The sequence below is a fragment of the Protofrankia sp. Cr2 genome (assembly GCF_963555885.1).
Taxonomy (GTDB): domain Bacteria; phylum Actinomycetota; class Actinomycetes; order Frankiales; family Frankiaceae; genus Protofrankia.
The window spans coordinates 210,926-223,189 of the sequence record NZ_CAUVXG010000002.1; the positions used below are offsets into that span (position 1 = coordinate 210,926).

General features: G+C 69.2%; 12 protein-coding genes. 2 read left to right on the forward strand and 10 right to left on the reverse strand.

The window, feature by feature from the left end:
- Positions 1 to 20 precede the first annotated feature (20 nt).
- The 7 genes from U9978_RS02445 to U9978_RS02475 form a co-directional block, all read right to left on the reverse strand.
- Positions 21 to 440 (reverse strand): TOBE domain-containing protein, encoded by a 420-nt coding sequence (locus U9978_RS02445; protein ID WP_322747442.1) that lies wholly within the window; start codon positions 438 to 440, stop codon positions 21 to 23.
- 61 nt (positions 441 to 501) lie between these two features.
- Positions 502 to 849 carry a lycopene cyclase domain-containing protein gene (locus U9978_RS02450; protein WP_322759379.1) on the reverse strand — a complete coding sequence of 116 codons (348 nt, stop codon included), beginning with the start codon at positions 847 to 849 and terminating at the stop codon, positions 502 to 504.
- Positions 846 to 1,235: a lycopene cyclase domain-containing protein gene (locus tag U9978_RS02455; protein WP_322759380.1), complete on the reverse strand. Its 390-nt coding sequence runs from the start codon at positions 1,233 to 1,235 to the stop codon at positions 846 to 848. Before U9978_RS02455 ends, U9978_RS02450 begins: the two co-directional genes overlap by 4 nt.
- Positions 1,236 to 1,245: 10 nt before the next feature.
- A complete protein-coding gene (gene thiE / locus U9978_RS02460) occupies positions 1,246 to 1,944 on the reverse strand; it encodes a thiamine phosphate synthase (protein ID WP_322759381.1) in 699 nt (232 codons plus the stop codon).
- 48 nt (positions 1,945 to 1,992) lie between these two features.
- Complete coding sequence (locus U9978_RS02465) at positions 1,993 to 2,316, reverse strand: Rv2175c family DNA-binding protein (protein WP_322747450.1); 324 nt, start codon at positions 2,314 to 2,316, stop codon at positions 1,993 to 1,995.
- A 32-nt stretch (positions 2,317 to 2,348) separates the two neighbouring features.
- Positions 2,349 to 3,950, reverse strand: coding sequence for a Gfo/Idh/MocA family oxidoreductase (locus U9978_RS02470; protein ID WP_322759382.1), 1,602 nt, complete (start codon positions 3,948 to 3,950; stop codon positions 2,349 to 2,351).
- Positions 3,951 to 4,131: 181 nt separating this feature from the next.
- Entirely contained in the window at positions 4,132 to 5,364 is a 1,233-nt protein-coding gene (locus tag U9978_RS02475) for an NAD(P)/FAD-dependent oxidoreductase (protein WP_322759383.1), read from the reverse strand.
- 174 nt (positions 5,365 to 5,538) lie between these two features.
- On the opposite strand from U9978_RS02475, the gene pknB reads away from it, so the two are divergent.
- Together pknB and U9978_RS02485 are read left to right on the forward strand one after the other, a co-directional pair.
- Entirely contained in the window at positions 5,539 to 7,482 is a 1,944-nt protein-coding gene (pknB, locus tag U9978_RS02480) for a Stk1 family PASTA domain-containing Ser/Thr kinase (RefSeq protein WP_322759384.1), read from the forward strand.
- A 199-nt stretch (positions 7,483 to 7,681) separates the two neighbouring features.
- Positions 7,682 to 8,863, forward strand: a complete 1,182-nt coding sequence (locus U9978_RS02485) for a DUF5667 domain-containing protein (RefSeq protein WP_322759385.1) — start codon at positions 7,682 to 7,684, stop codon at positions 8,861 to 8,863.
- 93 nt (positions 8,864 to 8,956) lie between these two features.
- On the opposite strand, the gene U9978_RS02490 is transcribed toward U9978_RS02485, so the two are convergent.
- The 3 genes from U9978_RS02490 to U9978_RS02500 all read right to left on the reverse strand — a co-directional run bounded on the left by U9978_RS02490 (position 8,957) and on the right by U9978_RS02500 (position 12,082).
- Positions 8,957 to 10,387 (reverse strand): class II 3-deoxy-7-phosphoheptulonate synthase, encoded by a 1,431-nt coding sequence (locus tag U9978_RS02490; RefSeq protein WP_416210822.1) that lies wholly within the window; start codon positions 10,385 to 10,387, stop codon positions 8,957 to 8,959.
- Positions 10,388 to 10,408: 21 nt separating this feature from the next.
- Positions 10,409 to 11,434 carry a 6-phosphofructokinase gene (locus U9978_RS02495; RefSeq protein ID WP_322759387.1) on the reverse strand — a complete coding sequence of 342 codons (1,026 nt, stop codon included), beginning with the start codon at positions 11,432 to 11,434 and terminating at the stop codon, positions 10,409 to 10,411.
- 123 nt (positions 11,435 to 11,557) lie between these two features.
- Positions 11,558 to 12,082 (reverse strand): polyadenylate-specific 3'-exoribonuclease AS, encoded by a 525-nt coding sequence (locus U9978_RS02500; RefSeq protein WP_322759431.1) that lies wholly within the window; start codon positions 12,080 to 12,082, stop codon positions 11,558 to 11,560.
- Positions 12,083 to 12,264 lie beyond the last annotated feature (182 nt).

Below are 12,264 nucleotides of genomic sequence, written 5' to 3' on the forward strand. Positions count from 1 at the left end.
TGCACCGACGGACAGGCGGTTCAGCGACGCTGCTGAGGAAGTTCCATCACCACGTTGGTCGACTTCACCGATGCCACGGCGATCACGCCGGGCTCCAGACCGAGCTCGTCGGCGGACTCCCGGCTCATCAACGACACGATCCGGTGCGGACCGGCCTGGATCTCGACCTGCGCCATCACCCCGTCCCGCACCACGCGGGTCACGATCCCGGGGAACCGGTTACGGGCCGACTCGCCCACCACCGCGGCGTCGACCGCCGGCGGCCGGTCCACCGACGCCGCGAGCTCCTGACTGAACCGGGCCAGCGCCGCGCCCTCGACGGCTTGGCGGCCGCTGTCGTCGCGGACCAGCGGCAGTTTGCCGGCGTCCGCCCACCGTCGGACCGTGTCGTCACTGACACCCAGCAGGCCGGCCACATCCGAGATCCGCAAAGTCGTCACAGATGCACCATAGTCGACGCGCCTGCGGACTGTCTTCGGGACAAACAACCGAACGTACGATTCAGCTGGGCCCACCGGGCTGGCCCTTGAAGCGATGACGCGCAGGCTTCGCTCCATTCAGGCGGCGCCCCCAGTAGACCCACCAGGACAGCGTCTGGGTGACCAGGGCGAACCCGAACAGCAGATCCTCGACCGGGGCGTACACGAACCGGGGGCCGAGAATCGCGCGGGGATCGTAGGTGACGATCGCCAGGCCGGTCAGGACACCGTTCGTGATCAGCTGGAAGACGATGATGATGGCATAGGCAACCCAGAACGCCTTTCGGACAAGCACCCTGGTCCGCAGCACCGCGAGATCGAGGAGCACGGTGGCGGCGACGCCGACGGCCGCAAGCGCGGTATAGCTCAAGGGCTGTCACCTGCGGGAATGTCACCCGCCGGCTCATCACGCACCGGCTCGTCACCCGCAGGCTCGTCACCGACCGGCCAGCCCTTGACCGCGCGGACGGCTTCCAGCGTCAGGACCGCGCAGACCGGCACCACCAGAAAGAACAGCAGCTCCTCCAGGGGCAGCCCGCCGACCGGGCGCACCCCCGACATCTGGGCGCGGTCATACCCCCAGTGCCGACGTGAGATCGCATAGACATCCCAACCGGTGAACACGACACCCACCGGCAGCAACGTCAACAACAACCGCACCGGCCGCGCGTACACCCGGGTGCGCAGGATCACCTCCAGCGGCGCGGTCCCGATCAGACAAGCCGCGAGGACGACGAGGTACGTCAGGTGCCGCACCGCGCTCGGGTCAGGCCGCGCGGAGCCGGCCGGTCAGGCCCGCCGCGGCGGCACCCGGGTCCGATGCCCCGGTGATGCCCCGGACGACGACCACCCGCCGGGCGCCGGTGTCGAGGATCTCGTCGAGCGTTGTCGCGTCCACCCCGCCGGTGACGAACCACGGCTTGGCCCCGGATGCGAACGGCGGGGCGAGCCGAGCGGCCAGACGCGGCAGATCCAGCCCGACCGGGGCGCGCCCTAGTTTGGTGGGCGTCGCCCACACCGGCCCGACGCAGAAGTAGTCCACGTCGGGATCCTCGATCGCGGCGGTGAGCTGTTCGGGATCATGGGTGGACCGCCCGATCAGCACGTCCGGGCCGAGCAGCGTCCGGGCGAGCCGGGGTGGGATGTCGCACTGCCCCACGTGCAACACGTCCACGCCGGTGAAAGCGGCGAGATCGGCACGATCGTTGGCACTCACCAGCGCCGCGCGCCGCTGGGCGATCTCCCGCATCTCGGCGAGCAGATCGGCCTCGGGCTGCCATTCCAGGCCCTTTTCACGGAGCTGGACGATGTCCACACCGCCGGCGAGAACGTCGTCGACGAACGCGGGAAACGCCGGCTGGCGCCCGGTGCACAGGTAGAGCCGAGCATCGGCGAGCCGCGCCTGCCGCGCCTGCGCCGTCGGCGACGGTACCTGCGAAGTCAGATCATCAGAAGACCGCACCATAGTCATGACCTTATGTGCGCCATGCCCGGCCTGCGGCGCACCCCACGGTCAAAAGGCCAGGGCCTGGGCCCGGCGTTTGACTTCCCGGCCACGGTTTTCCGCCAGCGCCCGCACGGGGGTACCGGGCAGAGTCGGGTCTTCCCGGAAGAGCCAGTCAATCGCCTCCTCGTCGGAGAACCCCGCGTCCGTCAGCACCGTCAGCAGGCCGGGAAGACCTTTGACGATCGCTCCATCCACGATGAACTCAGCAGGCACCCGCAGGACGCCCGCTGAGCGTACGGCGAGCAGCTTGCGGTCTCCCACCAGCTGTCGTACCCGCGTGATGGGCAGCCCGAGCATGTCAGCGACATCGGGCAGTGTCAGCCAATCCACGGTCAAAGTAAACACCGGGCAACGGCTCTTGGTCACGCCGGGGTGACGGGGGCCGCGCCTGCGGCCACCGATCGGGTGGCCGCCTCCATCACGGCCACCACCCGCCGGGCCGCCTCCACCGGATACGGCATCGGCCAGCCCGAGACCAGGCGGTCCGCCAGCTCGCTGTGGAAGCCCGAGGTAGCCGGCGGTGGAAACGCCAGGCGGGTCCGGTTCCCGTCCCCGGTGACCAGGTTCAACGGGGCGGGGAAAACCTCGGGCATGCGTTCGGAATGCCGCCCGGATCGTGGCCCCTGCCCCGCCGGCCCTGCCGGCTCCGCGGTGACCTCGCTGACGATCGAGCCGGTAGCCCCCACGGCATGCAACCTCGGCAACGCCACCGCGGCGAGGTCGGAGATCGTGACCTGAGCTTCGGAACCGTCGGCGAAGTGGAGCAGGATCCGGGTGTGGTCGGCATTGCTGACGTGGTGCCAGACCCGCTTGTGGGCGGATGCCGACACCCACTCGACGGGTTCGGTCAGCAGGTCGAGAATCCAGTCCAGATGGGCGAACCCACGATCGTAGATGACGCCCCCGCTTACCCTGACGTCGTCATGCCAGGTACCGGCGGGACGCGCGAACGCACCCTGGAACGTCTCCAACCACAGCACGTCGCCGACCGCGCCCGATCTGACCGCGGCCCGCAGTGCCCGGTAGCCGGGGTCGTCGCGCTGGTCGGGGTGAACGGCCAGGACGAGGCCGCGCTCGGCCGCGGCTGAGATGAGATCGTCAGCCTCCTGGGTGGCCAGGCAGAAGGGCTGTTCGACGACGACATGCTTACCGGCCTCCAGCGCCCGCATGGCCCACTCGGTATGGGTGTGCGTCGGCGTGGCAACGATGACCAGACCCACGTCGGGGTCTGCCACCAGCTCAGCTGGATTGGCGATCCGGCGGGCACCGCGGTCACCACCACGACCTGGCGGACGGGATCCACCGTCACAGATCGCGGTCATCTCCAGGCCTTCGGTCGCATCGACGGCCATGTGGTGGACGGCGGCGGAGTCGGCCGTGCCGAGCAGCCCCACCCGCACCGGCGGCGCATCGAGGACCCCGAGGGCATGGCGTAGCCACCGTCCGATCAGCCGGTGGTATGCCGGATCAGCCAGCACCCGGCTGCCCGAGCCGATGGTGAACATGCCCAGCCCCGTGGACGGGCGCCACGTGCACACCGGATGGTCTGCCAACTCGTGGCGAACCATCAGCAACTGCTGCACGTCGTCGACAATCTTGTCAGGTATGACCCACTGATCGACCGGGCGGAAGTCGCCGATACGGGCAGTGAAGTCACCGCCGTCCGGGCCGGGAATCAGGCAGAGCTCGTGGGCCGGGGTCACCCGTCCGGGAAGCAGCCCCGACGCCTCGACCAGCGGACTGTCAGGGGGCAGCGACCGCAGTGTGGGGCCGGCAAGCAGCACGGGAACGGACTGGCGCGCGCGATCCAGCACGTCCTGCTCGACCCCGTCGAGCGGCCGATCGATGAGCACGAGGAGGGCGTCGGCGGATCTCGCGGAGGTGGGCCCGAGCCCGGCGCCCCGCAGGTGGTCGCCGAGAACACTCGCGCCGGGAAGGTTCGAGACCAGGTGAATGCGGGGCACGCAGGCACTGTAGTAATCGGCCGTGCGGCATCCCGACGGGGGGTCTCGTCCCGAAACACCGATGACTCATGACCATACCGGCCGCTGCCTGCCCATCGGGCCAACGGCCACGCAATCATGTTCCTGCCCGCGCATGTTCGCCTACGCGCGACCCCCCAGTAAGCCCCGGCCAAAGGCCGGATCAGCCCAACGGTGTCGACGCGTCTGCGAACCGGGCCGGGTCGACCGTGGCACCGGCGAGCATCAGGCGCCGGGCCCGCACCACATCCGCCGGTCGCCCGACGGCGACCACAGCCGCCAGCTGGCCGGCATCGTCGAACCAGCCGGCCGACCAACCCTTGGGCTGGCTCGGGTCGCCGCGCCATACCGGCTTCGCGTCGGCCGGGCGGCGACCCGCAAATTGGATCATTCGATCGAACTGGTCGGACCAGAAATAGGGCACCGGGTCGTAGACCGCGACGTCCTCCGGAGGGGTACCCGCGTCTGCACGCAACGGCGTAGTCGCGTCTGCACGCAGCAGTGTCGTCGCGTCTGCACGCAGCAGGGTGGCCGCGGCGACAACCGGTGACTGCTGGGCGCAGTCCCAGTGTTCGACCCGCATCCGTGCCGAGTAGCGCAGCGACCACCATGCGGCGCTGTCGCCGACGCAGACAACCGGTGTGGACCAGTCCGCGGCAAGGTGTTCGTCCACGACGACCCCGCGGTCGAGCGCGAGCCCGCTGCCGGCGAGCCAACCGGTGGCCGGCCGGACCCCGACACCGACCACGATCTCGTCGGCGAGCAGGTGCTCGCCGCCGACGAGTGCAAGCCCGTCCGGCTGGACGGCGTGGACCTCGGTGTCCAGCCGCAACGTCACGCCGGCCTGGGCATACCAGTCGATCATACGGGAGCCGACCTCATCCCCGAGCGCCTGCGCCAACGGGACGTCCGCAGCCTCGACGACGGTCACCGCCGCACCGGCGGCCGCGGCGGCCGTCGCCACCTCCGCACCGATCCAGCCCGCCCCGACCACCGCGAGCCGCAGACCCGGACGCAGGACCTCCCGTAACGCGCGGGCATCGTCGATGGTGCGCAGTACCCGCTGGCGCCCGTCACCGGGCAGCCGCACCGGATCGGCACCGGTGGCGATGACCAGGCCGTCGAAATCGAGCGGACCACGATCGGTGTCGAGGACCCCCGGCCGTAGCCCGGTGGCGCGGCGGCCGAGAAGCAGTTCGACATCGCCCAGGTCAACAGGCAACGTGGTGTCGTCCCTGCGTCCGGCGAGCACGGCCTTTGACAGCGGCGGCCGGTCGTACGGGAGGTGGTCCTCGGCACCGAGCAGGGTCAGCGTCCCGGTGTATCCGGCAGCCCGCAGCTCCTGGCAGGTCCGGCCCCCGGCGAGTCCCGCGCCCACGACGACAATCCGCTCCATGTCGGCGAGGGTAGCCCCGACACCCGTTTGCCCGCGCAGATTTCCCCGCGGTGGTTTCCGCAGTGGGTTCCCACGGTTTCGACCTGCCTGCGCAAAACAACTACCGGCCCATGACAACGGGCCCCATCCGACCGGATGCCCGCGACCGGAGCACGCGATCGTAAGCTGTGCCATATGGACGCGACCGTCACAGACCCCGTCATCGGACGGTTACTGGACGGGCGTTACACCGCACAGGAACGCATCGCCGTCGGCGGCATGGCGACGGTCTATGTCGCGCACGACAATCGGCTGGACCGGCTGGTCGCTCTCAAGGTCATGCATCCCGCCTTCGCGCACGATCAGGACTTCGTCCGACGCTTCCACCGGGAGGCGAACGCCGCGGCGCGGTTGAACACCCCGCGTGCAGTCTCCATCCTCGACCAGGGCAGTGACAACGGGCCCCACGGGCATGTCATCTATCTGGTGATGGAGCTTGTCCGGGGGCAGACCCTGCGCCAGCACATCGGCAACCGCGGTCGGCTCACTCCGGCCGAGGCTGTCGAGATCATCGAGCCGGTCCTCGAAGCCCTCACGGCCGCTCACGACGCCGGCCTTATACACCGTGACATCAAGCCGGAGAACATCCTGCTGGGCAACGACGGCCAGGTGAAGGTCGCGGACTTCGGGCTCGCCCGGCCCGTCAACCAGGCGACCTACGCCATGACACAAGGTGTCGTGATGGGGACCGTCGGCTACCTCGCACCCGAGCAGGTCAGCGACGGCTCGGCCGACACCCGCAGCGACATCTACGCCGCCGGGGTCGTGCTCTACGAGATGCTGACCGGGCAGTTGCCCCACAGCGGCAGCACCCCGATGTCGCTTGCCTACCAGTCTGTGCACGGCGATGTTCCCGCGCCGTCCGCCGCCGTATCGGGCATCCCCGCCGCGTTGGACACGCTTGTGCTCCGCGCCACCGCACGCGACCCGAACCGGCGGCCCTCCGACGGCGCCGCCATGTTGGACGAGCTGCGCGAGCTCGCGGCGTACCTGCCCGAGCCCGGCCAGGAACCAGCCCCGCTCGACGGTTACCCCGACCGCACCCACCTGGGTCCGGCTGCGGTCGACGGCTCCCGAGCGACCACCGGCTACGAACGTGGCGGCGGAGACCTGTATCGTCTCGCGCCGCGCTACCGGCGACGGTCGCGATGGTCGGGCACCAGGCTCGTGGTGATAGCCGTTGTCACGCTCATCGCCCTGGTCGGGGGGCTCGCCGCGATCCGGACCCTGTCCGGGCCGGGCACGGTACGGGTCCCCCCGCTGGTTGGTCTCGACCGGGCCACGGTGGAGCGGACGCTCACCGAGGCCGGGCTGGCCGTGGTCTTCGATGATGCCGCCACCAGCGACACGTTCACCGAGGGCCGGGTCATGGAGCAGAATCCGGCCAGCGCCGCCGAGGTGAAGCCCGGCAGTACGGTGCGGGTACGCCTCAGCCTGGGCAAGGCGAAGGTCCACGTGCCCGACGTCGCCACCCTGTCGGTGACCGAAGCCCAGAGCAGGCTCACCCGCCAACAACTCAACGTGACGCCTACCCCACGCCAGGAGGCCAACGCCACGATCGCGGCCGGTAACGTGATCAGAACGGACCCGGCCGCGGGCACCGAGCTCGCCCAGGGCACCGCGGTGACGCTGATCGTCAGCACCGGCCCGGCCACCGTCATCATGCCGTACGTGATCCAGCTGACGTTCGAACAGGCCCGCAGTCAGCTCCAAGCACTCGGTCTCACGGTCATCCGTCAGGACATCAACGACGACACCGTCGCCGCCGGCAGCGTCGTGCGCACCTCCCCCGACCCCGGGCAGCAGGTCAACCGCGGCTCGACGGTCGCCCTGTTCGTCTCCAAAGGTCCGCCCGACACAGGAGGAGGGGGCAACGGCGGGGACGGCAACGGCCAGCTGGTCGACGTTCCCGATGTTGTCGGCCTCAAGTACCAGGCCGCCGCCCGGGTGCTGCAACACGCCGGGCTGAAGGCGGAACGCGACGGTATCGCTTTCTTCGGCGACACCGTCAAGCGCATGAACCCGCCCGCCGGAAGCCAGGTCCAACAGGGCGCCAAGGTGACCCTCACGGTGGGATAGATCAAATGATCATTCGGCGATCGTTCAGGGTGAATTCCGTACCGGCCGGATCGGACCGGCCGGACGAATCACCGTGGACGGCGAGGGCGAGATACGTGCCCGCGCGGGGTGTTCCCCGTCACCATGAGAGCGGACGGTGTATACGGGTGCCGACCAGCGCCCGGGCTGCGCACCGTACAGGGGGAACAGGGGGAACGCCATGGGAGTATCACTCACCAGGCGACGAGCGGAACGCCTTGACCGGTTGATCGACGGTCGGCAGCCTGTCGTGGGCATGCGCGACCGCACCAGCCTGGACGTCGTCACCGCGCTGCGAGCCTGCGAACAGGTGTCGCCGCGCGAGGAGTTCCGCGCGTCCCTGCGCGCCCGCCTGCTTACCGAACCCCCGACCAGCGAGTTCTACCCCGGCGAGCTCCGCAACCGCGAGCTCCCAGCCACCGAAACCCTGACCGGCGAACATCTGACCGGCGATGAAAGGGCTCCCGCGCGCGGCTCCCGCGCGCGGGTCGGCGCCCGCCCGGCTCTGATCGGCGCCCTTGCCACATCGGTCCTGGTAACGGGGATCGCGGTCAACGCTCATCGGGCGGTTCCCGGTGAACCCTTCTACGGGCTCAAGCTTCGGGTCGAGCAGATCCAGCTTGATCTCACCAGCAGCCGTGTCGAAAAGGCCAAGGTCCACCTCGACATCGCCCGGACCAGGCTGGGCGAAATCCAGACTCTCATGGACGACGGACGGCTTCCGACGAAGACCGCCGAGATTCGCGGTCTGCTGGCAGCCTGGCGCAACGAGGCGGCGGCCGGCGGGGACGTGCTGGTCGCCGAGGCTCGCAACGGCAGTGCCGACGCGTTGCGCGCGGTTCGGGATTTCACCGCCGAACAGACCCGGGATCTGCGTATCCTGCTCGACGGCCTGCCCGGTGGTCAGCTGCGCATGATGGCATCCGACGCCCTCGACTACGTGCACGGTGTGGACGACACCCTCGCCGCCGCCGGGTTCACGCCACCGTCGCGGGAGGGCGCTCCGGCCACCGTTTCGACCCCGGTGAACCATTCACCCACGCAGGAACCGGTCGTCGGGGACTCGAACGCGACGCCGCCGGTGAGCCCGTCCGCCGCGCCGGTTCCCAGCGCAGGTCTTCCCACTGATCCCACGGCATCGGGCCCGACCACGGCCGATGTTCCGCCGAGCGCGAGCCCCACTTCGAGCGCCCCCGGACACCCAGGGGACGCACACGCACCCACCGCCAGCCCCACCCCGGCGACGCCGACGCCGACGCCGACAACGGGGACGTCGACGACGCCGAGCCCACCACCCGCCGGGATCGGTCCCGACCCCGACGGCATCGTGGCGAACGTGTTGAACCCCACCGCCGCTGGCTGAGGGCTCCTGGCCCCACGGTCAGCTCCGTCGCCCCCATGCCGTCGCCCCGGCGAGCGGACGATCTCGCCTGCTCACGAGCAGGTTGAGCGGTGTTCAGCGCCCTACGTGGCGGGTTCCGGCGGGAGCGAGGCGGGGGGAGCCCTGCTGGAGCCTTTCCGCGACCAGGAAGGCCAGCTCAAGCGCCTGGCCGGTGTTCAGCCGGGGATCGCACGCGGTCTCGTACCGACCGGCGAGATCGGCCTCACCGATCTGTTCGCCGCCGCCGAGGCACTCCGTCACGTTGTCACCGGTCAACTCGATGTGCACACCGCCGGGATGGGTACCCAGCGACCTGTGCACCTCGAAGAAGCCGAACACCTCGTCGAGGACGTCGTCGAAGTGCCGGGTCTTGACCCCGTTCACGTCGCGGGTGTTGCCGTGCATGGGGTCGCACGACCACACCACGGGATGGCCGGCGGAGTTGACCTTCTCGACGATCGCGGGGAGCACCTCGCGGACGCGTCCCGCGCCCATCCGGGTGATGACGGTGAACCGGCCCGGGATGTGGTCGGGGTCGAGCCGATCGACCAACGCCAGGACGTCGTCCGGGGACGCGTTCGGACCCACCTTGCACCCGATGGGATTGCCGACCCGCGACATCAGGTCCACATGCGCACCGTCGAGATCACGGGTACGCTCGCCGATCCAGAGCATGTGTGCGGACACGTCGTAGACCGCGCCGGTCGCATCCTCCGTCCGGGTCAGGGCGCGCTCGTAGTCCAGCAACAGTGCCTCGTGGCTGGTGAACAGCTCGACGCCGTGCAGATTGGACGTGCGTTCGAGGTCGATGCCGCAGGCGGCCATGAACGACAACGCCCGTTCGATGTCGGTCGCCATGATCTCGTACCGACGCCCGGCCGCCGAGTCCCGCACGAACGTCTTGTTCCACTCGTGCACCTTCGACAGGTCAGCGAACCCACCGGTGGCGAAGGAGCGGACGAGGTTCAGCGCGACCGCGCTGGCATGGTAGGCGTCCACCAGTCGGCCGGGGTCGGGCCGGCGGGCCACCGCCGTCGCGGCGATGTCGTTGACCGCATCGCCGCGGTAGGACGGCAGCCCCGTGCTCGCCTCGACGTCGGCTGACCGCGGCTTGGCATACTGGCCGGCTATCCGGGCGACCTTCACCACCGGCACGCTTGCCCCATAGGTGAGCACGACCGCCATCTGCAGCAGCGTTTTCACCTTGTCACGAATTTTGTCGGCGGTGTTCGCGGCAAAGGTCTCCGCGCAGTCCCCACCCTGAAGCAGAAACGCCTCGCCCCGGGCAACCGACCCCAGCCGTTCGGTCAGAACCCGGATTTCCGGCGCGGTGACCAACGGCGGGAGGGCCGCCAACCGGCTGCGGGCCGCAGCCAGCTCCGCGGGGTCGGGCCAGTTCGGCTGTTGCTTGACCGGCAGGGTCCGCCAGACATCCAATTCGTCCACGGTATTAGAGGTTACGGTGTGACGGTCGGGTCGGGTCGGATCGGATCTCAACCGTGTCATCGTCGCGGACCTGTCGCCGGCTCAGCCGAAGAACACCTCCGCCTCGGTGTAGAGCTCCTCCGGTACGAGCTTGAGCTCACGGGTCGCCTCCGCCAGCGGTACCCGGTCGATCCGGGTTCCGTGCAGGGCGACCATCGTGCCCCAGTCGCCGTCGTTCGCCGCGTCGACGGCATGCAGACCGAAACGGGTCGCAAGCCACCGGTCGAACGCCGTCGGCGTGCCGCCCCGCTGGACATGGCCGAGCACGGTCGCGCGGGACTCCCGCCCGGTCCGGCCACGGATCTCGGTCTCCAGCACGGATGCGATTCCCTGCAACCGGACATGCCCGAAGGCATCCAGTTCTCCTTCCTTGACCACCAGGCTGCCGGCCACCGGACTCGCTCCCTCAGCCACCACGATGATCGGCGCGTAGTGCGAGGCGAAGCGGTGTTCGACGAAGGCACAGACCTTGTCGATGTCGAAGGGTCGTTCCGGAATGAGGATCACGTTGGCGCCCGCCGCCATTCCGCTGTGCAGGGCGATCCAACCGGCATGCCTGCCCATGACCTCGACGATGAGGACGCGATGATGGCTTTCGGCGGTGGTGTGCAGGCGGTCGATGGCCTCCATCGCGATGTTGACCGCCGTGTCGAACCCGAAGGTGTAGTCGGTGGCAGACAGGTCGTTGTCGATGGTTTTGGGAACCCCGATAATCGGGATTCCCTCGGTGTGGAGCCGGGCGGCGACGCCGAGGGTGTCCTCACCCCCGATGGCGATGAGGGCGTCGATCCCCAGGTCTGCCATGGTTTTCCGAATACGGACGATGCCGTCGTCCACCTTGTAGGGGTTTGTACGACTGGACCCGAGAATCGTCCCACCGCGCGGAAGAATGCCGCGGACCGCGTCGACGCCGAGCGGTACCGTCGCATTTTCCAAGGGACCACGCCAACCGTCACGAAAACCTATGAACGAATGTCCATAGATATCTACTCCTTTGCGGATGACCGCCCTTATGACCGCATTCAGCCCTGGGCAGTCCCCACCGCCTGTCAGCACGCCGATCCGCACGACCGCACCCCTTTTTCGCCGCCTGGACGCCCCGTTTCGGGCTCGTCAGAGCGGAGCGTAGTCGCAACGAAGCGGCGCAGAAATACATCCGACATCGTGGCGCGGCCGGAGGCCCACGAAAAGTTACCCCGCGGCTACCTGCGACAGCGCTGCCCGCAGCGGTGCCAGCACCCGCCAGCGGGCCAGGTTGTGGCGGGCGTCGGCAAGCGCGTCGTGAGCGTCGTGCGGTGGCCGAGGCAGTGGTGGACGGCCGACCTCCTCCCAGAGCTGACGCAGGTCGCGGGTGAACCGAGGGAACGGGCGGGGAAGATCCGTCATAGTGCCGAAGAGCTGACAGAGCACGACATGGTCATAAGCGGCGTACCAGGCCCACAGCTCCGGCGGCCCGTCGACGCTGAGGAACTCGGCGATGTCCGACCGGATCCGCGAGCGCGACCGCCAGCACGGATCCGCCGGCGGTGGCAGCTTGGCCAGGACGTTGCGCTGCACCCACAGCACCGCGAACGCCGGATCGAACTCGGTGGACACGGCGTAGTACTCCCTGGTGCCGTCCGCACTGACGATTGCGATACTCACCAGATCCAGCCAGTGGTGACCCGCCTCGGAACGTTCGATGAACTCGGTGTCATAGAGATATCGGGTGCCCACCCGTCCAGTTTGCCTGGCCACGTCAGGGAAAGCGCTGATCGCTGGAGACGGGCACCGGTCCACCGCGGCCGCGGCGCATTCTCCACCGCAGGCCGCTGAGGACCGACGCCATTCCCGCGGCGCCAGCCAGCGGCAGCGCCCAGAGCAGCACGCCGTTGACCCCGTCCTGCGCGCGGCCGGCA